We start from the raw sequence: 24,086 nt of genomic DNA on the forward strand, positions 1-24,086 counted from the left end.
GTTTATCACTAATCTTTAAGAGCTTAAAAGAACAAAACCACAAGCTAATGGTTATCATGAAGATTGGGAGAGGTAAAAGCCGGAAGATTAAAGCTGCTTGAGGCAAATGTGACATCATATTTAACATAATTATGATTATGCGCGCTAAATTTTGGGCCTGGTTATGTTAAATGAACGCCTAAATGGATAATATCTGAAGAACTCTGGCGGCCGTATTCATGGCGTCAAGTTCACATCTATCAGCCCCTACATCCGCACTCCCCTCGGCGAACTTATTCAGCTGGACGGCTCACACAATGCCTGGTTTGAGGAACGCGGCCAGGCCTGCACGCTGCTGGTTTACGTGGATGATGCGACTAGCCGCCTGATGCAGCTTCATTTCGTCCGCCACGAGTCTACTTTCACCTATTTTTTTGCCAAGGGGCGCGTGGAACATGCGCATCTCACGTTTCAGAACCGGCTGATCAAGGAGCTCAGGCTGCCTGGCATTAGTACGCCTGACGCTTCCAACGCCTTTGCTGCTGAGTTTATGGCGGACTACAACCGTCGTTTCGCGAAGGCACCGAGGCAAGACTTTGACGTGCATCGTCCGCTCGATGCTGACGACGACCTGAACCAGATGTTCCTCGTAACGTCTTAAAATCGCTGGCGGTTCGCTACGATAAAATGCAGTTGCAGCTTGAAGATAACGATGGCAGCCGCCGCGCGATGGGCAAGTATCTGCATGCCTAGCAATATCTTGACGGACGCGTTGAGCTCAGAAGTCACGGGGTCGTGCTTCCCTACTCTGCCTATGACCGGCTGTCAGAAGTTGACCAGGGTGTGATCGTTGACAATAAACGGCTTGGTCACGCGCTGGCAGTTGCGAAGTTAATGTAGGACAAGCGTGTAATACGCGCTCGCAGGCACTTCCATCTGATTACGGACCAATCCGAAGAAAGATCCTGCTAAAAATCAGCAAAGTGCGGTTAAAGATGATGATTTACTGGAGGCGCTAATAGAGTTATAGCGCACGAGGTCAGGAGATATTTTGAAATTTGAATATTTGCCAATATAATCAATGCAATAAAGATATCCACAAGGATGAGAGATGACTTTATTTTTTACTTGCCGGACTGATGTATATCTATTGAACTTAGATCATTCAATCAGCTTTCAGCGTTTTTTGCTTAATTACAGAGCAAATCTTGCACCCTTTGAACCTCTGCGAAATGACGAATGTTTCACAATCAATAGCATATCTTAGAGGATCAGTAATGTGCTGCTCGATTATGAGGAGAGAAAGTGCATCCTTATGGTTTTTACTTTAAAAGATACGAAAAAAATGATGCGTAAAAGAAGGTTATGCACAATCTTATCTGAAAATAGGTTAGATTATTATAAGCGCACGGTCATCAAGCTGTTCCGACTGATGAGGAGATCCATTTGGGCAGCGCTGGACGACAATGCGACATCAACTTTCTGAAGTAATGCTGGATCATGCATCTTAAGCCCTGCTCATGAAATGCCTTGGCAACGCTGAGACCTCTCTATTCTCAGTCCAAGCATCACTCCCTCTTGAAAGGTTGAACAGAATCAATATGCACATCAGTAATGCTTAGCTCAATTAAATACATCCTGCGACAGAAACGCATATCTCCCTTGCCCAGCTTCTTGGGGTCACTCCAAATTATTACGAATGAAGCCCAGTAAATTGTAATAACCTTTACTCATGTACAGAGTGTGTACGATGCTTACGTTGTTGATACGTCTTGAGAGACAGCAACACATTACGCGAATGCCACTTCAATTCTTTTGGTCCGGAAAACGTGTGTAAAATGCTCTCACACAGGGTAGCAAGACATTAAGCACAGGCTGCTCAACGAACCTGATTCGCTGTCGAGAAGGACGCAATTTTGGAAACCCGCAAACTTTTAAAGTTCATCGAAAAATATTTCAACATATTCAGTAAACTCTCTCTTGTGTCCGGCGGCGCCGTGTTTCTCTTCTACTGTATTCAGATAAAAGCCTTTCCGGACAATTTGACGGTCGGCGATGGCATCTGGCTTCTCTTTATTTCAGCGATTTATGCCATGTGGACGACGCTGTTTTACGCTTATCTGATGATCCAGGGCCTTTCTATAATCATACTGGGGCGATTCATCTTCAGATCCCGTCCCATTAGCCGTCTTACTAATACTTACCGGCACATGCGCGCAGTGTGCTCATGGCCAAGAAAGACGAATGTCACTTTGAAACGGCCTATCAAACGGCAGGAAAAACCTAAATTTAACCTGGTATTTCCGAGGGTCGAGAACGTTCTTCATTATCTCGCGGGTTTTGGTGGCATTATCATCATCATGGCTACTTTGGTTAAGGGCCAGTATCTTTGGCTGTTCAAGATCAGCCTCGTTTCAATATTGTTCGGCCTCGTGTACATCATGATTATCAGCAAGCGGCAGCAATTCGCTCAGCTGGAATTGATTGAGTGCGAGGACAAAGACCAAATCAGAAAGAATGTCAGGAATGTCACGACGATCTTCATCGTGGCGGCTTTGTTTGTGTCCACCGTTCTGGTTGGTCTTTTTGAAATTAGTGCCAAAATGACCATGAACGCGCTCGGCATCCGAAAGGAAAATGTGACGCTATATGTCAGAAAACCGTGGAGCGATATACTTAAACAGCACGATATAGAAGGCTCGACTTCTGCATTTTCCGGGGAGTTTACGCGATTTGAGCATATGACAGTAGCTCTCTCTAACTTCGGCTCTTCGGTTGCCATTGAGACGGGGCGGCGTGAAAATCTCTACAGCCTGAAAATTCCAGGAGATGCAATACTGATTGATACACTGCCCGATATCACCCAGACGAAGCACAAGATTCACGACACCGACGGAAAGTAGTGACCAGTCAAAAGAAAACACAGGAACACTTATCCCCAAGCGGTATTGTGGAACGGATCTAAGCGGAACGTTTAGTATAAAGTCGGTCAGCGCCCAGTTGAAATGCGCACCTTGATTCTACTTCTGATCCACCACTGTTGCTCGCTGCAGTTAACGATATTAATAATTCGTACACTACATCAGTTATTATTCCGGCTGGTTTTCTGCATGTGTGTGCGGATGGTTCGCATGTCTTTATCCAGCTGAATACGCAGCGCACGCATGAACTCACGAGCGTTTTCAGACAAAGGCTTTCCTAGGCGGAATATCATCAGCCCGGCAAAATTAATTGCACTGCTGAAGGGGCGAATAACAAGGTCAGTATCCATAAAGTCATAGGCTACAATAGGATTCACCAGCCCAACACCGAGCCCGAGGCGCGCCATTTCGCATATGGTCAGCGAATAAGGTGTTTCAATTCGCACTTGAAGTGAAAGCCCATGATGTTCCATCAGCCGGTTAAGTTGCTGCTGACTGCTGTCTTCCGGACTTAGCGCCAGAAAATCGGTCTGTGCTAGATCAGCGGGATGAATAATTTGACGCCGCGCAAGCGGATGGTTTTTTGCCATTACCACAACACCCTCAGCCTGGAGAAAGGGAGAGTTCTCTAGGCCACCAGGTGGAATCTCATCAGCCATTAGGCCAAAATCGACTTGTCCAGCCATCACCTGCTGATACACATCACGCGAGCTTAGAACCTTAAGCGAAATCTGGATATTGCGTTTTTCCACATCAAAACTGGCAATGGCACGCGGCATGAACAAGTTACCCACTGCCGGATAAGCTGCTACCGCTAGCCTCCCCAGCCCTAGTTCACTTAAGGATCGTAGGCGGTGAGCTATGGCTTCCATACCGGTGAAGTGCTGATCAACATCTACCATTAACGCCGTAGCTTCTTGCGTAGGCATCAGTCGACCGCGCATACGGGCAAAAAGTTTAAGTCCGGCATTTTCTTCAAGCTTACGGATAGCCTGGCTCACCGCCGGCTGTGAAATATCCAGCTTTTCAGCGGCACGACTGGTACTCCCTGAAAGCATCACCGCCCGGAAGATTTCGATTTCACGATACATGGCAACCTATAACCTGTGCTTATAAGGTAAATAATTTCTCATATTGCTGCAATCATAACCATCACTGAGAATCAATGTCAGTACCAATACCAGTGGAACCTAAAAATATGCAATTTATTGACCCAGCTAATCAGAAATTTGCCAGCCTTTCCCCCGCAGTGTGGCGCGCTTCAACCGTGGTGTTTGACACTTTTGAGGAGTTCGCCGCTCGCAAGGGGCGTCAGCCTGACGGCTACAGCTACGGTATTACCGGCACGCCAACGGCACGTGAGCTGGAACGCCGAGTTGCCGCACTGGAAAACGCCCAGCATTGTGTGGTGGTTCCTTCCGGTCAGGCTGCTCTGATGGTATCCGTGATGGCGTTCGTTCGCGGTGGCGACCACCTTCTCATCTCTGACTCCTGCTACGGCGCATTGAAAACCTTTGCCCGTAACTGGCTCAGCCAGATGGGCGTTGAGGTTGAGTTTTATCCGCCCACCATTGATGACGGTATCGAAGCGCTCATCCGTCCCAACACCCGCATGATCTGTATGGAAGCCCCTGGCACGGTCACCATGGAGATGCAGGATGTTGCGGCCGTCGTAGCGGTTGCAAAAAAGTATGGCGTCAAGACTATGCTGGATAACACCTGGGCCAGCCCGCTCTATTTCCGCCCCCTTGACCACGGCGTTGACCTCTCGATTGAAGCCGCTACCAAAATGTTTGGCGGACATTCGGACTTGCTGATGGGAACCATAAGCCTGAACAGCACAGACGACTATGCGGTGTTGCGCGAAACCCAGAGCATCATGGGGCTGAATACCAGTCCGGAAGACTGTTTCCTGGTACTGCGCGGGCTGGAAACGTTTGCGCTTCGCCTTCAGCATCAAAGTGCATCAACCCGCAAGATTGCCGCTTGGCTGGCTGAGCAACCACAAATTGACGACGTTCTTTTTCCTGTACTGGAAAACGATCCCGGCCATAACGTGTGGAAAAAACAGTTCAGCGGCAGCGGTTGCCTGTTCTCCTTTATCTTCCGTCCAGGTAAAGAGGAAGCAATCAGTGCATTTTTCAATGCACTGAATCATTTCCCTATCGGAGCCAGTTGGGGAGGTACGCACAGTCTGATTGCCTACTACCCTGCCATTCAGCAACAGGCTCGAGCCTTCTCGCCAACCCAAGAGGCCATTATTCGTATCTCAATCGGGCTCGAAGACCCGGACCTACTCATTGCGGACCTGAAGCAGGCACTGCGTGCCTGGCAAAAGGCTGCCGGTTAGTTCTCTCACGCAAGACGACAGACAAGGGTATAACAATGAAAACGCAACTCCGTTTGATGGCACTCGCGCTGGGTGCTGTACTTTCCCTGAGCAATTTCGCCGCCGCTGCTGATAACACGCTGGCTGAGTTACGTGCAAAAGGCGACATTCGCATTGCCAACACCCAGGCAAGCCCGCCATGGAGTTTTATTAACGATCAAAATAAGCCGGATGGCTATGATGTGGCAATGGCAACGGAGATTGCGAAACGTATTGGTATTCCTCACATCACCTTCGTAGCAGATACCTTTAAGAACTTTGTGGAAGGCCTTAAAACCGATAAGTATGACCTAGTAATGAACGACCTGACGCCGACCCCAGAGCGTGAAAAGCAAGTCGATTTTTCCGAACCTTACGGCGTTGAAGAGTTTCGTATCTATGTACTGGACAGTAATAAAGACATTCATGAACAACCCGACCTGGCTGGAAAAAAGGTGGGAGCGACGGCGGGAACCACTAACGAGTCCTGGTCACGTGAGCATCTGACAGAGTCAGATATTCTGGCTTATGACAATGGAGGTCTGGTCTTCAACGATCTTTCTACGGGCCGAATTGATGCGGTGATCTCCTCTTACTTTGGCGGTGAACGCTACCGGAAAGCCAATAATCTGCCCATTAAAGCTGTTGGTCAGCCGCTGACGTATCAGCTCTCAGCTGCCGCCATACCCAAAGGTCACAGTAGCCTGAAAGCCGCTATCGATCAGGCGATCCAGTCTATGATCGCCGACGGCACAGTGGCAAAACTGTCGCAAAAGTATATTGGCCCGGACTACCAGATGGTGGCAGATATAGCCAAAGCCAAAGCAGAGGTTAAGTAATGTATGAGCTTTTTCTGCGCGCATTGCCGCTGCTGAAGCAGGCAATCGTTATCACGTTGGGGCTCGGCCTCAGCGCGTTTATTCTTGGCAGCGTGCTGGGAATGGCGATTGCGCTGATGCGTAACTCTGCGTTACGGGCATTGCGTATCGTAGCGTTCGCATATGTATCGATTTTTCGTGGTACACCTCTGCTGGTACAAATTCTGCTGATCTATTTTGGCCTGCCCCGGATTGGGATCACGCTTAACCCCATTCCCGCAGCACTCACCGCGCTAACGCTGTTTTCCGCCTCCTACCTGAGTGAAAATTTTCGTTCGGGTATCAATAGCGTTGATAAGGGCCAGTGGGAAGCCTGTAACTCAATGGGTATGGGGTACTGGACCAGCCTGAGACGCATTATCCTGCCTCAGGCGTTTCGTATCGCGCTGCCACCACTGGGCAGCAGACTGATTGCACTGATGAAGGACACCTCACTGGCCTCCACAGTGACGGTCATGGAACTGACACGCGTCGCAGAACAGGTCGGTGCCACCACCTTCCGATACATGGAAATGTTCCTGATGGTTGGCTGCATTTACTGGCTTATTAACCAGGTCCTGACAATCCTGCAAACCTGGCTGGAAGGCCACCTGACGAGGCATATGCGATGAACAGCGAAACATGCAAAGTATCCGTCACCTCGCTGGCGAAATCTTTCGATAAGCAACAAGTACTGCGGGATGTCAACCTGCAGGTGCAGACAGGGGAAGTGATTGTGATACTCGGCCCCTCAGGCTCGGGGAAAACCACGTTGCTGCGCTCGCTGAATTTCCTCGAACAACCCGACAGCGGCGAAATTCAGGTATGCGGTCACCGAATAAAGGTGAACAGGGGTAAAGCACCATCCCGAGATGATAAGCTTGAGATTACCCGGCTGCGTCAGAAAACCGCAATGGTTTTTCAGTCTTTCAATCTTTTTCCGCACATGACCGCGCTGGAAAACGTGATTGAGGGTTTGGTCAGCGTGCGCAGGATACCTAAAGTGCAAGCAGCAGAGCGTGGGAAAGCCTTGCTCAGTCAGGTGGGCCTGCTGGAAAAGGCTGACAGTTACCCAGCAAAACTTTCTGGCGGACAGAAACAACGCGTGGCCATCGCACGCGGTCTCGCGATGGATCCGGAAGTTATTTTCTTTGACGAGCCAACTTCAGCGCTTGATCCAGAATTAAGAGATGAGGTGTTGATTGTAATGCGGGATCTGGCCAGTGCGGGTATGACGATGATTGTGGTGACACATGAGTTGAGATTTGCTCGCGAGGTCGCTGACCGGGTGATATTTATGGAAGGGGGCATTGTGGTAGCAAATGAGAAACCTGAGGTCTTTTTTAGTGAAATATCCAACCCGCGAATTCAGAAATTTTTGTGCAGATACTGAGATACGCGTCAGCTAAACATGAGGCCAGGCTGTTTGTGGCCTCAATTTTTAATACTGCTATACAAAGCAATGACTCTCCTGCCCTCATACCGGGCATAGAAATGGGATCTTGACGGTCCAACATATGATCAGAGCTCTATGGATGTTGATCTTCCAAATATGAAGTTAATGAATCAGGGAGAGGCCATTATTGCCATGCGCTGTGTGCCTTTGAGGCGTGTTACCGCCTTGCAGACTTGCTGGAAACGCCACCCTATAAAAAACTGTGCATAAGTTTAGTAACTGGCGCCTAAAGTTGTTGGTATAAATTAGTTCCGTAGGTGTTGGAATCATTCTCACAGTAGATGTAACGTTTTTATGGATAACTCATCAAACATATAAGTAACTAGTTATAATTAGCAAGTTACAGGAATAAAATTATAGCTTAAAGATCAAAACCTAGTGGTAGCTAATTGAATGAAAAACATAACATCATTATTAAAACCTAATAAAAATGACGCCCCCATCGAGATTCATGAAGCTGTTGATCTTGATAATAGAGTAATAATCTAAGTAAATGCTGCTGTCATAAAGAAACAAATCCCTCTACTAAAGAAATGTTCATAACACCATTAACAAAGAGTGATAATTAATTTTCTCTACCATCAATGAAGAAAAATTAAATATTTCGGTAATTTAATTTTTTCATCTCAATAATTTAATGATTACTTTATTAACAAGAGATCATTCATAGAATTCGTTAAAAATACACATAATTTAAATTAAGTACAAAATGGAATTTAAGTAAATAACATTATCATTTTTTAAATGGCAACGAAAAGGATTGCAGTATTTATTATTGAAAGTAGTTAATTTTAAAACATCTAAATATCACAATTAAGACTAATGGCATTTATCTCTTGAGCATTTATTAGATCCCCCTTTAGTTCTTATAGGGGGATCACGTTAATTAGAAATCCCAGCTCAACTTAGCTATAATTGCTCGTTCAGAACCGAAGAAGCAGCCTTGGGATTCGGTAAAACAACTGGTGACATATCTACGGTCAGTGAGATTTTGTGCGGTTACTTGAACCTTTCCACCCTTCAAGCTACTGGCCAAATAACCTAGGTCGTAATGCACTTCAGCATCCATAACACCATAGCCGGCAGTATCAAACTGTTCGTCCATTGTCCCACCCTTCGTACCATTGCTAAACCGTCCACCTACTCCAGCACCTAGTCCAGCAACCAGACTTTTAGTTGGAGCTTCCCAGTTTAACCATAGTGAACCAAAGCGAGTAGGGATACGCAGAGGTGTTTTACCAATAACATTACGATCACTATCCTGAACGTACTTCACATCCTGCCAAGTCATCGAGCCGATTACACTAAATTGGTCGGATAAATTCCCCCTAGCTTCAAGTTCAACACCTCTCGACCTAATTTTTCCACCCTGCACGGAATATTGAACGTTTTCAGGGTCAGTGGTAAGCACCTTATCTTGAGTCAGGTTAAATGCAGCTATTGAGAATAGTGCAGCCAATGAGGATGGCTGATATTTGATACCTGCTTCGTAAAGTTCACCACGTGATGGATCAAAAGGTTTTCCATTACTATCTACTGAATTTGTTGGCTGGAAAGATTGTGCATAGGTTAAGTAAGGTGCGACACCATTTTCAAATAAATAATTAAGCCCAGCACGCCAAGTTGTCGCTTCATCACGCTGCTTAAAATCATTGCTGCTACTCAGCAGATCGTTAGTACGAATACTTGACCAGTCGTGTCGCACCCCGAATGTTGCACGCCATTGTTGATAACTCAGCTGGTCTTGTGCATATAAACCAGTCTGGTTATTCATTACACGCGTGTTCTGCCATTCATTTAGATTGCCAAAGACTGCTTGACCATAAGTCGGAGCATAAATGTCTAATGGGCTAACGTAACCACTAGCATAGTTAGCATGACCAGTAAAACGATCCCAACTCATTCCAAGTAAGATCTTATGGTCAACATCCCCAGTATTAAAATGGCCATGCAATTGGTTATCGAGGTTAATCGTATTGAAATGCTCATTGGACCCTACGACTGTACGATCAATTGTACGCTGATCAGCCTCTAAACCAGAAAAGATGACAGCATTGTACTTAGACGTTTCTCCACTGTATCGTCCATTAAGCGTTGTTGACCAGTCATCATTGAAGAAATGCTCGGCACTATACCCCACTGCTGCCTGTTTACGTGAGAAAGTATTATGATCAGGCTCACCAGGATATGCATCAACTGGAAGCTTACCATTCGGATTAGACTTTGCTGTGCCGTCGACAGGCAAGGAAGTTTGTGCACCCATTTTAGGGTCATTTTGCACACGAGCATAAAGTGTTAATTTATTATAATAATCGGGTTGGAAGGTTACCGATGGTGCAAGAGCCCATCTCCTCGATTCCGTTCCGCGTTCCTGCCCTTCCCGAGTAGTCGCGGTACCGACAATTCGATATAAAATTGTACCATCATCATTTGCCTCTCCCCCGAAATCGAACGATCCACGCTGATATTGATGATTACCGCCTTCAAGTTCAATATGATGAATCGACTCTTTAGTCGGCATTTTACTGTTCATAGCAATGACACCGCCAGGGCTTGCAAGCCCATAGAGCACTGAAGCCGGACCGCGCAGTACGGTTATATCTTCAAGAAGAAATGGATCAACCTGCTGAAAGCCATAAACAAGACCATTGTTCATCCTTAGTCCGTCTAGAAACTGGTCATTAAATCCCGTTGACCCATAGTTGAATCCACGGATTGAAAACTGATCAAAAGCAGTTACTCCTCCCCATTGTTCCGCTGCGACGCCGGGTGTGTATCTTAGTGCTTCATTGAGAGACCTTACATTCTGATCATTCATCTGCTTGCGCGTTATAACCGAAACGGACTGTGGTGTCTCTAATAGCGGAGTCTGTGTTTTAGTAGCGCTTTTAGTTGATGTAGCCACTAATCCTTCGCCTGCTTCAGGGTTAGATGCAGTGACGTTCATTGTATCTTCCGATAAAGCATGATTAGACCAGAGTGCTGCAAATAACGTGAAACTTAGTGGTTTGATATGAGGTATTTTCCGCGCAAACGAACGCATTATGAACTCCCTGTTAAAAATGAATGAGGATTCTTCGGCTGTGATGTTATAACATAACACCTGTCTCGAACAGCATTTTTCATCATGGAAATGCCGCTATCCCAAATCACAGGAACGTATAAATTTGAGTCACTATTGAGCCCATAAATTAAGAGGCTTTTGGAACAAACCCCTACCTATTTTGGACAAAAATTATATTATCTCTTTGTTTTAAATGAAATTTTGATATCAGCAAAGAACTTGCCTATTTCAATTTATTCATCACGTAAATAGCGGCTAATTATAGTTATGGCCTTTCATGTGAAGAATGTTCCGACTTAGATACGAGCCAATAGCTACGTGGGGGATATCCGAGCACTCTTTTAAAAGCATTACGAAAAGCACTCTCAGATGAATAACCCAGATTCGATGCAAGCATTGCAATCGAAACATTATCATTACGAAGAGCATCTCGTGCCAGATACATTCGCCAACGGGTGAGATACTCAAGTGGAGGTATGCCTACTAAGTCCCTAAAGCGGGATGAGAAGCTTGACCGAGACATTGCCACTGCCGATGCTAGGTGCCCAAGTGTCCAGGAACGCCTTACATCATTATGCATCAACTTCAAAGCTGCTCCGATTTTTACGTCTGCTAGTGCAGCCAGCCACCCTATACGGTCATTTCCAATACCAGAGACGTATGCACGAAGTGTATGAATAAGCAGAATATCAGCCAATCGTCTCGTCATTAAGGTCCTTCCTAGATTTTCGTTCATCAACTCGTTATTGAGTACGGTTAGTGTTTCAGAAAGGAGATTTGCAGCAGGGTTTTGCGTAGTTATATGAATAAACTGAGGTAAGGTCCCCAAAAAGAGGTCGGCATTTCCAGTCTCAAAAGTGAACTCACCTCCTACTAAGACTGTTTCGTTTCCACCATAATGCACTGTGTTCGTCTGCGCCTTGGTATACAACATTGCTCCATCTTCAATAGGGCAATTGAGATCATTAGCGAGAACATATTCTTGCGAATTACAGAGAAGATAAGTATCCCCCGTTACAAGGCGCTGTGGACTTGTCCCGTCAAGAGTTATCCAACATTGTCCTTGAAGGATGGTACAAAATTTGAAGTGTGATTGAGGAGGAAAGCGCAATGACCATTGCCCACCAGCTTCAAGTCTGTAAGAAGCAGCACTTCGCATATCTATAAGTGAAAATAATTCTGATAATGGGTCCATCCCACACCTTGTACGATCGCGATGATTTTGAAGATAATCAAGCATAGATTATTCTAATAAACTATACAATTATGATTAGAGTCTTATGTCACCTTTGAATAACTTAAAACATTACTTACCCTAAACAAATAAAAAGTTTCTTATGCACCTTTTAACTCATTAAGATAGATATAACTAGATTTTTAGTTATCGGCTGACAAGAAATATAGAATTTATAATTAATCATGATATTGAAAATTACTATTTGATCTAACTCTACTGCCCACCAGGGAACCAACCACAAAAATCATTTAGAGGTAATAATGGATTACAGAACTTTAGGAAATACCGGATTATTTGTTTCACGACTTTGTCTTGGAGCTATGACATTCGGTGGCCGTAACACTCCGCCCTTTGACAGTGTTGGTGGACTTGATTTACCCCAAACGAAAACCATTGTCGATGGAGCCATAGATGCAGGTATTAATTTTATAGATACAGCTAATGTGTATGCTGGTGGGCAATCAGAGACACTGCTCGGTCAGTCGATCAAAACAAAGCGTAATAATTTAATTTTAGCCACAAAATTTCACTCTCGCATTGGGCCGGGACCTAATCAAGTCGGACAATCAAGAGTACACATGATGGAAGCACTTGAGGGAAGCTTGAGACGTTTACAAACTGATTACATTGATCTTTATCAAATCCACAGCTTCGATTCCCTAACTTCATTTGATGAAGTATTAAGAGCACTTGAGGATGCTGTCAGACAAGGTAAAATCAGATACATTGGGTGTTCTAATCTAGCAGCTTGGCAGATTATGAAAGCATTGGGAATCTCGGACAAACGTAATCTATCATCCTTTGTTTCAGTGCAAGCTTATTATTCTCTTGCTGGGCGCGATATAGAACATGAACTAATCCCAATGATAAAAAATCAAAATCTTGGCCTTTTGGTGTGGTCACCTCTATCAGGAGGTTTTTTATCAGGTAAATATAATCGTCACTCTGAACAAGGCATTTCGCGTCGCGATAAAATTGACTTCCCACCAATTAATCATGAAAAAACTTACGATATCATTGATACGCTTGTTACTATAGGAAAAAAGCATAATGTCAGTGCGGCACAAGTCGCTTTAGCGTGGCTCATTGCTAAAGCAGAAGTCACATCTATCATTGTGGGAGCTCGTAATATTCATCAATTAAAAGATAATGTAAATGCTCTCAAAGTTATCCTTAGTGAAGAGGAAATTCTTGAACTTAATCGTATTAGTGACACAGGTCTACGATATCCAGAATGGATACAAAAGGGTGACATTCTGCAACGACTTCCTTCACCAAATCAGCCACTTTAAATCAATCTATATATATTAAGTTATATATTCTTTAGCCAAACGTTATCTTGCTATCTATTACCATCTTCGTGCCCTCCCCTTGTGGAACATGACTGTTTATATCGTCTGAGATTAACGTTACACACCTTATAGGTGAAAAAACCTTTAATGTCGAAAGTGCGTTCAATCTTTTATATAGTGGAGTGACCCCGAGCCCATAGACAAATCTGCCCTATATTTTGAGCATAGGAGGACTCTATGGGCACACCTCGATTTACCCCTGAGTTTAAAGAAGAAGCAGTCCGCCAGATCACCGAGCGGGGCTATTCCGTCGCCGACGTTTTGAACGCCTGGGCGTCTCGCAACACAGCCTTTATAAATGGATCCGCTCTATAAAACCTGATGCCAGCGGGCGCAAGGCGCAGGATCTGCTGGATGCCCGGACGGAGACCCTCCGGTTGAAAGCGCAACTCCAGCGAACTGAGGAGGAGCGGGATATCCTGAAAAAGGCGGCGCGGTACTTTGCAAGGGAGCCCGACTAAAGTACCGCTTCATCAACGATCACCGTCAGGTCTGGTCGATCACACTGATGTGTCGGGTTCTGAAGGTTGCCCGTACCGGTTTTTACGTCTTGCTCCACTGCCCGGTATCAACTGGAAAGCAGGATAATCAGCGGCTGCTGACGCTTATCCGCGACTCTTATACCCTGAGTGGCGGCGTTTATGGATACCAGCGGGTCCACAGTGACCTGCGAGAAATCGGAGAGGTATGCAGTAAAAACAGGGTAGCGAAAATTATGCGGCAGAACAGAATCAAGGGCGTACATGGCTATAAAATCCCGCGAGGAGCACGGGGACGTCTGTCAGTCATTGCGCCTAACCGGGTACAGCGGGAGTTCACAGTCGTTAAACCGAACCAGGTCTGGGTAACGGATATTACCTACATACGGACCTGGTAGGGTTGGCTGTATCTGGCCGTGGTCATAGACCTGTTTGCCCGCAATGTGGCGGGCTGGTCAATGAAACCCTCACTGTGTCGCGCGAACTGGCGCTGGATGCTCTTCTGATGGCCTTCTGGCGATGAAGGCCTGAGGAAACCGTTATCGTACACAGCGACCAGGGAAGCCAGTATGGCAGCGATGACTGCCGACGGTTCTGCCAAGCTAGTAACCTGTCACCCAGCATGAGCCGGCGCGGCAACTGCTGGGATAATGCAGTGGCAGAATCCTTCTTCAGTTCGCTAGAAAAAGAGCGCAGCAGAAAGCGGATCTATAGAACCCGGGACATGGCCCGGGCTGATATCTTTGAATATATCGAAGTGTTCTACAACCGGACCCGACGCCACAGCCACCTGGGAGGCGTCAGTCCAGAGGCCTTCGAAAAGGCCTCGTCGTGATGACAGTGAATGTCTACGGGAACGGGGTCACTCCATAATCATCAGCTCTTGTTGCACCACATAACGTAATTCATCCTGAACATAGCCAACGTTAAAATCATCAGCTGTATCTCTCCAAGGGCCGCGCTCAAAAGCAATGACATCCAATCCGGTTTTGGCGAGTTCAATCGTCATGATCGACCCTGCCCATCCAAGGCCAACAATAACTATATCTTTTTTAGGTAATTTTTTGATTTCAGTGTTCATTTAGGACTCGTGGGTAAAACCGTAAATGCTTACAGGAGGGTGCGGATAGGTTTCGTTATGGCGTTCAATCCAGTCAAGATAATCGTATTTAGCGCCTGGGTGGCCAATCATCTTCCAACCCACCATATCGCGGTTACCGCTGTATACGGGATCGGCAAAAAAGCCTTCCATGGTGCGCGCGAGTATTGTTTTGAAGAAATCTTTGCCACTGACTTCGCCCTAGAGAACAATTTTCCCGGATTCAAGCAAGTGAAGAGCAGCTTCACGCTCATCAGCGCTGAGTTCGCTAAATGCCTTTTTGTACTCTTTAGTGCAATAATTACTAAAGGCGGTAAGCCCTCGCCGGAATTCTTCAGCTGGCGTAAGAGAGGACTGTCTTCCCTGTGAAGGGGGTGGTGACGCACCAAATGGCCCATTCATATAGAGGCGAGATCCCTGACCAAATCTGCCCGCCATTTGACGGTCAATAAAGAGGGTACAACCTGCGTCTTTACCACTAGGGCTAAGTTCATCAGCAGGGATTAACGTCTCAACTATAGCATCAACGATAACCCTTTCTTTTAGCGTGAAAAACTCCCATTGTTCAGGATCGATTTTAGGTGGTGGTGAGGCTTCATTTGCTGTCCATGGGGTACCTTCTCCCCCTTTAATTGTTGCGGCACTTGCAATAGGTGAGCTTAACGCGATGAGCGTTCCTGCGCCCAGGAAACTTCTCCTGCTCAGTCCAGTTTTTTGATTTGACATTGAATTTGTCGCACATCCCGACATTGAAATTAAAACACAAATAAAAGGCATTCTTTTTTGCATTTTTTGTTTATATAAAAGCATATACATAGCTTTTTTGTGTATGCAATTGTAAAGCTGATTAGGGGGGATTAAACAAAAATCAAAAATTCAAAACCATCTCTAAAAGAGATAATTTTGGTTATCAGGATCAGAGAAGTTAAGATCAGCATCGGCACTGGATGCAGCGGTTACTCAATACCTGAAAAACGCGTAAGTTTACAACAATTAAAATGACAAATAATTCCTAATGAATCATAGCTTTAGGTGCTTACAAAACTGCACTCATTAATTGCATTTAGTCCGAATTAAATGCAATAATATTGTTAAATTTTATCCTTCTGACTGAACATCATAGGGCTATCAACATGAAAATAAGTGCTCTTACAGAAAGACTATCTCAGAAAATCATAACGATGATCGAAAGTGGCGGATTGGTGGCAGGTGGGCACATTAGTGTGCCAAAGCTGGCAGAATCCTTTGACGTGTCACGCTCACCGGTGCGTGAGGCTTTAGTCTATCTTGAACATAAAGGCGTACTTGAGCAGCAGCGTAACAGGGGATTTTTTGTTAAGCAGGATTATGCGCCACCCCTCAAGAGCACCAATGAAAACGAAGCCGACAATGATTTACCTGAATACTATCAGTTAGCTGAAGATTGGTTACAGGATAAGATTGAATCAGAAGTGAATGAACTTTACCTGTTAAAGCGTTATAACCTTTCTAAAACTCAGCTCACCACCATTTTGGCGCGCGGTATCAGTGAAGGATGGGTTGAGCGTAAACAGGGATACGGCTGGCGTTTTTTACCAGTCGCCAAGACGAAAGCAGCACTTGAGCATATTTTCAGCTTTCGTATGGTAATTGAACCGATGGCTATTCTCGAATCAACATTTAAAGCGCCTCAGAACAAGATTGATGAGATAAAGCGTGAACTGGATATGCTTCTGGAAAGTGGTATCGAGCGCCTGTCTCCAACCCAGCTGCAGCTTGCCGGTTATCGTTTTCATGAAACCGTAATTAGCTTCTCAAACAACCCATTTTTTGAGATTTCACTGCGCAACGTTAACCGCATGCGACGTCTGATGGATTATCGCATCATGGATGACCGTAGCCGTTACTATGCTGAAGTTAAAGATCATATGCACCTGCTGTCACTAATTGAATCTGGACAGCTAATTGAGGCGTCCTACATGATGAAACAGCATCTTGCGGTGGCGCTGGAAAACAAGAAACAACGCAGCATCAGTGTATAAAAAAATGGCCCATTCGGGCCATTTTCTTTCTCTATCAATATTAACCTGCGGGTGAATACAGCGGATACAGCCCCAACAAAAGACCCGATGCCAGGAAGATCATGCAGAGCAGGAATGCCCACTTGAAGGTGTACTTCTGGTGGTCACTGAATTCCACTCCGGCCAAGCCAACTAAGAGATAAGTGGATGCCACTAAAGGACTGAGTAAGTGAATTGGCTGACCAACTAACGATGCACGGCCAATTTCTACCGGGTCGATACCGTATACTTTCGCAGCCTCGGCCAGCACCGGCAGTACACCATAGTAGAAGGCATCATTAGACATAAAGAACGTGCCCGGAAGACTAATCAGTGCAGTAATCGGTGCCAGATATGGCCCCCAGGAATCAGGCAACACGTCCAGCAGAGAAGCTGACATTGCTGTGACCATGCCGGTTCCCGAAAGAATTCCAGCAAAGATCCCTGCCGCCAGGAAGATAGACGTTTGGTTAAGTGCGGCCGGTGCATGCGCTGCAATACGCTGACGCTGTGCATCAATGTGGGGATAGTTAATCAGCAGTGCGAGTGCAAACGCCACCATAAACAACACTGACAGAGGCAACAGTTCCATCACCAACGAGCCCATCAGAAGTAAGGTCAACCCGGCATTGAGCCAGAACAACTTAGGACGGCGCAGCTCTTCATTAACCTCATTGATCGCTGGAAGAAAGCTTTCTGCATCATCTTCTGTTACTGAACCATATCCGTTGGTATTAATACTCAGCTTACCTAAACGACGGCGTTCACGAATGCCGATATACCACGAAAGAGCCAGTACGCCGACAAAGCCACACACCATTGTTGGGATCAATGGAATAAACAGATCGCTTGACTCAACCTTAAGTGAAGCTGCAACGCGGGCTAATGGACCACCCCATGGCAGAAGGTTGGTGATACTACCTGAAAGGAACACCACACAGGTCAATGCTAATGGGTCCAGACGGATGCGCTTGAACAGCGGCAGCATGGCAGTCACACAGATCATATAGGTGGTTGAACCATCACCATCAAGTGACACCATCGCCGCCAGAACCGCGCTACACATAACTGCTTTAACCGGGTCACCATTAATTATTCGCAGGAAGAAACGAATAATGGGATCAAATAATCCGGTATCAAACATGGTGCTGAAGTAGAGAATGGCAAAAATAACCATGATGGCCGTTGGAGCGACTTTTTTAAGTCCCTCAATCATCATTTCGCCCATCTCTCCACCGAATCCTGCAAGCAGAGCAAATATTATTGGAATAATAATCAGAGCGACGAGTGCAGAAAGTTTTTTTGTCATGATGAGGATCATAAAGACCACAATCATGCCATATCCCAGAAGCGAGAGCATAAGAGCCTCCAACGCATATTATTGCTAATATGCGTGATAATTAATTTACGAAGATTTTTACCCGGACTTACTGTTAATTAATTAGCCCATATGCAGGCCGCCATTAACAGAGAAATCAGCGCCTGTAGCGAACCCTGACTCATCTGATGCCAGCCAGGAACAAATGGACGCGATCTCCTGTGGAGAACCTAAACGACGGACTGGAATTTCCTGGACGATTTTATCAATAACCTGAACAGGTGTGACCGTCTTCAGTTTAGATGTGGCCAGATAACCCGGTGAGACGGTGTTCACTGTCACGCCGCGTGCAGAGACTTCACGTGCCAGCGCACGAGTAAAACCACGGACTGCAGATTTAGCTGTGGAGTAGTTAACCTGGCCGGTTTGACCGATTTGCGCATTTACGGAAGAAATATTGATAATGCGCCCCCAGCCTCGCGACATCATGCCATCAACGACTTGCTTAGTGACGTTGAATAATGAGTTCATGTTAGTATTGATAACCGTTTGCCATTCCTGCGGTTGCATATCTCTAAATAACACGTTGCGTGCTGTGCCTGCATTATTAACTAATACGTCGATCTCACCAATTTCATTTTTTATTTTCTCAAAGGCTTTTACTGTTGATTCCCAGTCGGCAACGTTGCCTTCTGAAGCAATAAAATCAAAGCCAAGCTTTTTATTATCGTCTAGCCAAGCTGCTTTACGTTGAGAATTGGGGCCGCATCCTGCAATTACTTTAAAACCATCCTTCGCCAGGCGGCGACAAATAGCGGTTCCGAGGCTTCCCATCCCGGATGTGACATACGCAATACGTTGGGTCATAACCCCTCTCCCAGATGCATTTATGTAACAGTTTTTACGTCTTGTTAACAGTAAGCGACTTGCGCTTTTTTTTAGCAATATCGGACCGTTGAAATTGTGACCATGATCGTTAAATTTCTGCATTTAAGTAACTTTAAATGCAATGATGATTTTCCTGTGCAATCCTGTTCTGGCTGGTATTTTAAGCCAGGAAAGCTCAATACGGGCGTATTGTTTGGGTTTTGGCAAGGCTCAAAATGAAATCGTGACATTCATCACAAGTTGAATTTTGCACTTATGGTTAAATAAATGCATATTGCACTACTGGAGTTGTAAATGGATAAGTTCGCCTATGTTGGCTGCCGTACATCCGAATGGCGCGGTGCGCGCGGAAAAGGAATCGAGGTTTACCGTATAGATGAATCAGGCAACTGGCATCACATCCAGCGTGTCATATCTGTTCAGGAAAACCCGTCCTGGCTAACGATAGATGAAAAACGTAATCGCTTGTATGTGCTGCATGGTGATGGCAATCAGATTGCGATTTTTGCACGCAATCCTTTGGCGGGAACCCTGACATTATTATCGGAGCAAACCACTGGGCCGCAAAATGCACATCCAGATCTTGATCCACTACGACGCAATAATCCGGTTCATGCAGCACTTACACCTGATGGCCATCATCTGTTAATTGCTAACCATGAAGGTGGAAACGTTGCGGCACTGGCGTTTGCGGATGACGACACGCTACTTGCTCCCGGTCATTTGGCAATGGTTGAAGGACACGCGCACTCGGATGAAGCACCCAGCATGTCACGCCCTCATGAAATTATTTTTGCTCCCAACAGTGACTTCTATGCATTGCCAATTCAGGGGCGTAAAGCAGGGAATGGCATCGATATGGTGCGTATTTACCAATGGCGAGATGAGCAATCACTTTTGAATGACGAAGTGCTTTTGCCTGCGGGAACCTGGCCGCGACATGTCGACTTTCACCCAAGTGGCAACTGGCTTTACAGCTTGAGCGAACTTGGCAATACCATCACTGTGTTCGATTTCGATCGGGAAACTGGCAATCTTTCTCTTAAGGAAACGCATAGCAGCTTGCCGGAAGGGTTTGAAGAACGGAATGACGCAAGCGAAATTGAAGTGCATCCATCTGGGCGATTTTTGTATGCCGCCAACCGTGGTCATAACAGTATCGCTGTATTCAATATCAACCAGCTTGATGGAAGCCTAATGCCTGCAGGTTGGGTATACTGCGGTGGCAAAACCCCGCGCTTTACCACCATCTCAGCTGATGGCAAGCATTTTTACAGCGCCAATGAAGACTCGGATACCATCCGTATTTTCAGCATTAATGAAGAAACCGGCATGCTCATTGATACCGGCAAAGAAATATTTACTGCCAGCCCAACCTGTATTGTGTTCTCCAGCTAGTTCAGCGTTTGAGGCTAGAATCATTCAAGCTAGCCTCAAATGTTTGGTCCTCTTCTTCAACGTTTGGCCGTTTTGACGGTGTGACATTTTCTATAAATGCTTTGACTGAAGGGGAAGCTAACGCATAACTCTTCACACCCACATAGAGTTCACGTTTAGCCCATGGCTCGATAAGCGGAATACACTTTACCGCGTCGTTGTTACGCGTTTGCGCGATTTCATTGACGGGTAAGATGGCGATGCCCAGCCGCTGCGCAACCAGTTCAGCCATCGAGACAAAACTACTCACTCTCAGGCCGATGTTGAGAGCTTTGCCAAGCTTTCTGGCTTCACGATCCAGAATGTGGCTCACGGCGCTTTCTCTGTGGGGGCCGATTATTTTTTCATCTATACAGTCGGCCAACTGCAGAGAGCTGCATTCAGCTAACGGATGTCCCTGCCACACCAGAACCGATAGTTGGTCATGCTGCCATGGCCAGACTTCGATACCTGAAGCGGGCGTCCAGCTGGAAAAGAAACCCACATCTGCATCGCCCTGTAACAGTCCCTGAACCACGCCAATCCCTGTGTGCTCTTCAATATCAATGTCAGTATGTGGGTAGTGCGTCAGAAACTGGCTTATGGCGCGCGGCAGGTAATGCATAAGTGCTGCTGAGATAGTGAAGATACGGATGTGACCGCGTACGCCAGCCACGTAATCACTCAGCTCCTCTTCCATCTGGTCAAGATTACGAAACACCTGGCGTGCATGGAACAACAATGAGTGACCGGCTGGCGTAAGTTCAATGCCGCGCGGTAAGCGCAACATTAAGGGTGTACCGATTTGCTGCTCAAGCTCAGCAATGCGCTTGCTCACTGCCGAAACAGCCAAATGCTTGCGTCGCGCTGCACGGGTGAGATTCTGCTCCTCCGCCACCGCGACAAACAACGAGAGTGAGACCAGATCGTAACGCATAGGCATCCTTTAATCTGTGAGGGTTTGCTGGATGACGAAAGGCAGAATTCCGCCATAGCGCAGATAGCGCAGCTCTTGCTGGGAGTCTATCACTGCCTCAAGGCCGATCGCAGCAATCTGCCTGCCGTCGCGGCTGATGTTCAGCACTAGCAACGTTCTACCCGGTTCGATCGCCTCCAGTCCAATGATGTCCAGCACTTCGCTGCCTTCCATCTCCGGCAGTTTTTCTGCCTCGCCTGCGATGAATTGCAGGGGGAAAATCCCCATTCCAATAAGATTGGTGCGATGTATGCGTTCAAAACTGTTGGCAATCACCGCTTTTACCCCCATTAACGCCTGCGCTTTTGCTGCCCAGTCGCGGCTCGACCCAGCGCCATAGCGCTCACCCGCTAACACAACCAGCGGCGTGCCTGTGGCCAGCCAGGTTTGGGCGGCTTCAAAAGCCGGAAGGATGTGCTGATGACTCGCATCCCAGGCAAAACCTCCGCCGCCGCGCTGGTCTGCCGGTAACAAACGATTGGATAGCGCTTTATTGGTAAAGGCGCCGCGAACCATGACTTCATGGTTACTGCGCCGGGTGGAGTAAAGGTTGAGATCCTGTGGATCTTCGTGATGCTCCAGTAACCACTGACCGGCCAGACTGGCGCCCGAAATCGCGCCCGCAGGCGAAATGTGATCGGTGGTGACGTCATCGCCAAACCAGAGAAAGGGTCGGGCATTCGTCAGCGAAAGCAGTTCAGCCGGATCGCGCGGTAAACGTTCGAGATAGCCCGGACGCCGTAAATAAGTTGAGGTGGATTCCCATGGATAATGCACGCTACCCGGCGCTTCAATCTGCTGCCAGTGTGGTGTTCCCTGCCAGATGATGTCTCGGCGCTGAATGTAATGTTCACGCTTCATCGCGGCTTTCACCCATTGCTCAACTTCTTCGCGACCCGGCATTAAATCGCGCATTAAAATGGGCCTGTCATCTGCATCGTAACCCAACGGATCGCTCAACATATCGTGCTGCATATTCCCGGCGATAGCCCATGCAATCACCAGTGCCGGTGAAGTGAGGTAACCATGCCCGAGGCTGGGATTTACGCGACGTGGAAAGTTTCGGTTGCCTGAAAGCACACACACTGCCTGAAGGCCATCACTCACCAGCATTTCCATAGCCGGTTGCAAAGCCCCTGAACTGCCAATGCAGGTCATGCATCCATAACCAGCGACATCAAATCCCACTTTTTCCAGCTCGCTTAGTAAGCCGGATTCTCCAAGGTAATCGGTAACCGCCCGAGAGCCGGGTGAAAATGAGGTCTTAACCCAGGGCTTGGGCTTTAAACCCAAACGTGCGGCATTGCGCGCAAATAAGGCGGCCTGAATCACCAGCCACGGATTGGCCGTTGTGGTACAGCTGGTGATGGCTGCTATGGCGACCGCACCCTGTTGAACGGATTGCGGGTAATCGTCATGGTGCCATTTCAAATCACGTTGTGCGGGTGTCAGCGTTTGCAGAAAACTGTTAGGTGATTCGCTAAGCGGTATTTGTTGATGCGGGTTATAGGGCCCCGCAACGCAGGGTTGAATCGTGCACAGATCCAGCTCAATCAGTTGGGTAAAGGTTGGCTGGATATCGCCGGGTGAGCGCCACAGATGCTGATGCTGCATGTAACTATGGATAATTGCCTGTTGTTCTTCACTGCGCCCCGTCATGTTGATGTACTCTGCACTGCGCTCATCAAACGGGAAGAACACCACTGTAGCGCCATACTCGGGTGCCATATTCGCAATGGTCGCGCGTGATTCCATTGGCATGGTGTGCAGCGATGGCCCGGTGAACTCTACAAATTTGCCCACCACGCCGCTTTCACGTAACAGGCGCGTAATATGCAGTGCCAAATCGCTGTCGCTGACATCCGGTGGCAGCTGACCTGACACGGAAATACCGACCACATCCGGAAAACGCAGCGTTACGGGTTCACCCACCAAAGCCGCCTGTCCTTCCAGCCCACCGACGCCCCAGCCCAAAACACCAAGGGCATTGATCATGGGGGTATGGCTGTCGGTCGCAATCATGCAATCGGCATGCAGCAAAGGGATGGCTTCACGCTCATCAATCGTAACGACTTCCGCTATGGCCTCAAGATTCATTAAATGAATGATGCCGGTGCCCGGCGGGATCACCCGAAAATTATCCAGGCTTTTCTCTGCCCAGCGAATAAAACGGTAACGTTCTGCATTTCGGCGGAAATCAAAGGTGAGGTTATCTTCCAGTGCATTAGCGCTGGCATAGCTCTCCACGATTACGGAGTGGTCTATTGTCAGTACGGCGGGAATATGCGGATTTATCGCTCGCGGATCACCACCCAACTCGGCGGTGAGATCACGCATAGCGGCAAAATCAGCCAGAGCCGGTAGGCATGTGGTGTCATGAAACATCAACCGATCCGGGTAAAACGCGACTTCACCTGGAGCAGTCTTCGCAGATAGATAATTTAGAAATTCCGGCAGCCTGTGCGGAGAACATCGAGCTACGTTTTCCAGCAAAATACGAATGCTATAGGGCAACGTTTGTAATTGGGCCAACGGCACTATGTGAGTCAGATCGATGACGTTATAAAGGCGGTCGTTAATGACCAGCGGTGAGCGTTGCGGAGTTGAGGGCGATGTCATAAGAAACCTTCCGTTACA

Annotated in this window: 16 protein-coding genes and 3 pseudogenes; 10 read left to right on the plus strand and 9 right to left on the minus strand. The window is 46.9% G+C overall.

The annotated features are described in order from the left end of the window. Nucleotides 1-265: 265 nt before the first annotated feature. Together KVT28_RS27860 and KVT28_RS22805 are read left to right on the plus strand one after the other, a co-directional pair. A pseudogene (locus KVT28_RS27860) lies at nucleotides 266-1,009 on the plus strand (ISNCY family transposase); the annotation flags it as partial. A gap of 886 nt (nucleotides 1,010-1,895) precedes the next feature. Continuing rightward, entirely contained in the window at nucleotides 1,896-2,882 is a 987-nt protein-coding gene (locus KVT28_RS22805) for a hypothetical protein (RefSeq protein WP_217550308.1), read from the plus strand. Nucleotides 2,883-3,061: 179 nt separating this feature from the next. Here KVT28_RS22805 and KVT28_RS22810 read toward each other — a convergent pair whose 3' ends face one another. Continuing rightward, complete coding sequence (locus KVT28_RS22810; protein ID WP_217550310.1) at nucleotides 3,062-3,991, minus strand: LysR substrate-binding domain-containing protein; 930 nt, start codon at nucleotides 3,989-3,991, stop codon at nucleotides 3,062-3,064. 107 nt (nucleotides 3,992-4,098) lie between these two features. Between KVT28_RS22810 and metC the strand changes: the two genes are divergently transcribed. From metC to KVT28_RS22830, 4 genes are read left to right on the plus strand one after another with little or no spacing between them, the layout of a single operon-like run. Beyond that, nucleotides 4,099-5,250, plus strand: a complete 1,152-nt coding sequence (gene metC / locus KVT28_RS22815) for a cystathionine beta-lyase (RefSeq protein WP_217550312.1) — start codon at nucleotides 4,099-4,101, stop codon at nucleotides 5,248-5,250. A gap of 35 nt (nucleotides 5,251-5,285) precedes the next feature. Next, the gene (locus tag KVT28_RS22820; RefSeq protein WP_217550314.1) at nucleotides 5,286-6,107 is read left to right on the plus strand and encodes a transporter substrate-binding domain-containing protein; all 822 of its coding nucleotides are present in this window, start codon (nucleotides 5,286-5,288) and stop codon (nucleotides 6,105-6,107) included. Further along, the gene (locus KVT28_RS22825) at nucleotides 6,107-6,757 is read left to right on the plus strand and encodes an amino acid ABC transporter permease (protein ID WP_217550316.1); all 651 of its coding nucleotides are present in this window, start codon (nucleotides 6,107-6,109) and stop codon (nucleotides 6,755-6,757) included. Before KVT28_RS22820 ends, KVT28_RS22825 begins: the two co-directional genes overlap by 1 nt. After that, nucleotides 6,754-7,518: an amino acid ABC transporter ATP-binding protein gene (locus KVT28_RS22830; RefSeq protein WP_217550318.1), complete on the plus strand. Its 765-nt coding sequence runs from the start codon at nucleotides 6,754-6,756 to the stop codon at nucleotides 7,516-7,518. The genes KVT28_RS22825 and KVT28_RS22830 overlap by 4 nt, the downstream gene beginning before the upstream one ends. Before the next feature lie 949 nt (nucleotides 7,519-8,467). Here KVT28_RS22830 and KVT28_RS22835 read toward each other — a convergent pair. Next, nucleotides 8,468-10,624: a TonB-dependent siderophore receptor gene (locus tag KVT28_RS22835; protein ID WP_217550320.1), complete on the minus strand. Its 2,157-nt coding sequence runs from the start codon at nucleotides 10,622-10,624 to the stop codon at nucleotides 8,468-8,470. 286 nt (nucleotides 10,625-10,910) lie between these two features. Continuing rightward, the gene (locus KVT28_RS22840) at nucleotides 10,911-11,840 is read right to left on the minus strand and encodes an AraC family transcriptional regulator (RefSeq protein WP_217550322.1); all 930 of its coding nucleotides are present in this window, start codon (nucleotides 11,838-11,840) and stop codon (nucleotides 10,911-10,913) included. A 302-nt stretch (nucleotides 11,841-12,142) separates the two neighbouring features. On the opposite strand from KVT28_RS22840, the gene KVT28_RS22845 reads away from it, so the two are divergent. Further along, nucleotides 12,143-13,174, plus strand: coding sequence for an aldo/keto reductase (locus KVT28_RS22845; protein ID WP_217550324.1), 1,032 nt, complete (start codon nucleotides 12,143-12,145; stop codon nucleotides 13,172-13,174). A gap of 237 nt (nucleotides 13,175-13,411) precedes the next feature. Continuing rightward, nucleotides 13,412-14,548 (plus strand): annotated as a pseudogene (locus KVT28_RS22850) (IS3 family transposase). A 27-nt stretch (nucleotides 14,549-14,575) separates the two neighbouring features. Here the strand turns inward: KVT28_RS22850 and KVT28_RS22855 are convergent. Together KVT28_RS22855 and KVT28_RS22860 are read right to left on the minus strand one after the other, a co-directional pair. After that, nucleotides 14,576-14,794 (minus strand): hypothetical protein, encoded by a 219-nt coding sequence (locus KVT28_RS22855; protein ID WP_254633619.1) that lies wholly within the window; start codon nucleotides 14,792-14,794, stop codon nucleotides 14,576-14,578. Beyond that, nucleotides 14,795-15,628, minus strand: a pseudogene (locus KVT28_RS22860) (gluconate 2-dehydrogenase subunit 3 family protein). Nucleotides 15,629-15,945: 317 nt separating this feature from the next. Between KVT28_RS22860 and KVT28_RS22865 the strand changes: the two are divergent. Then, complete coding sequence (locus tag KVT28_RS22865; protein ID WP_217550326.1) at nucleotides 15,946-16,833, plus strand: GntR family transcriptional regulator; 888 nt, start codon at nucleotides 15,946-15,948, stop codon at nucleotides 16,831-16,833. Between the two features lie 40 nt (nucleotides 16,834-16,873). Here the strand turns inward: KVT28_RS22865 and KVT28_RS22870 are convergent, their stop codons facing one another. Both KVT28_RS22870 and phbB read right to left on the minus strand, forming a co-directional pair. Beyond that, nucleotides 16,874-18,211: a CitMHS family transporter gene (locus KVT28_RS22870; protein WP_217550328.1), complete on the minus strand. Its 1,338-nt coding sequence runs from the start codon at nucleotides 18,209-18,211 to the stop codon at nucleotides 16,874-16,876. An 81-nt stretch (nucleotides 18,212-18,292) separates the two neighbouring features. After that, the gene (gene phbB / locus KVT28_RS22875; RefSeq protein WP_217550330.1) at nucleotides 18,293-19,036 is read right to left on the minus strand and encodes an acetoacetyl-CoA reductase; all 744 of its coding nucleotides are present in this window, start codon (nucleotides 19,034-19,036) and stop codon (nucleotides 18,293-18,295) included. Between the two features lie 315 nt (nucleotides 19,037-19,351). Between phbB and KVT28_RS22880 the strand changes: the two genes are divergently transcribed. Next, nucleotides 19,352-20,455, plus strand: coding sequence for a lactonase family protein (locus tag KVT28_RS22880; RefSeq protein ID WP_217550332.1), 1,104 nt, complete (start codon nucleotides 19,352-19,354; stop codon nucleotides 20,453-20,455). A 1-nt stretch (nucleotide 20,456) separates the two neighbouring features. Here the strand turns inward: KVT28_RS22880 and KVT28_RS22885 are convergent, their stop codons facing one another. Both KVT28_RS22885 and KVT28_RS22890 read right to left on the minus strand, forming a co-directional pair. Continuing rightward, nucleotides 20,457-21,410 (minus strand): LysR family transcriptional regulator, encoded by a 954-nt coding sequence (locus KVT28_RS22885; protein ID WP_217550334.1) that lies wholly within the window; start codon nucleotides 21,408-21,410, stop codon nucleotides 20,457-20,459. Between the two features lie 9 nt (nucleotides 21,411-21,419). Continuing rightward, on the minus strand, nucleotides 21,420-24,068 hold the full coding sequence (locus KVT28_RS22890; RefSeq protein WP_217550336.1) for an aconitate hydratase: 2,649 nt from the start codon (nucleotides 24,066-24,068) through the stop codon (nucleotides 21,420-21,422). Nucleotides 24,069-24,086 lie beyond the last annotated feature (18 nt).

Origin of the sequence: Pantoea sp. GbtcB22 (assembly GCF_019091025.1) — a bacterium.
GTDB lineage: Bacteria > Pseudomonadota > Gammaproteobacteria > Enterobacterales > Enterobacteriaceae > Pantoea > Pantoea leporis.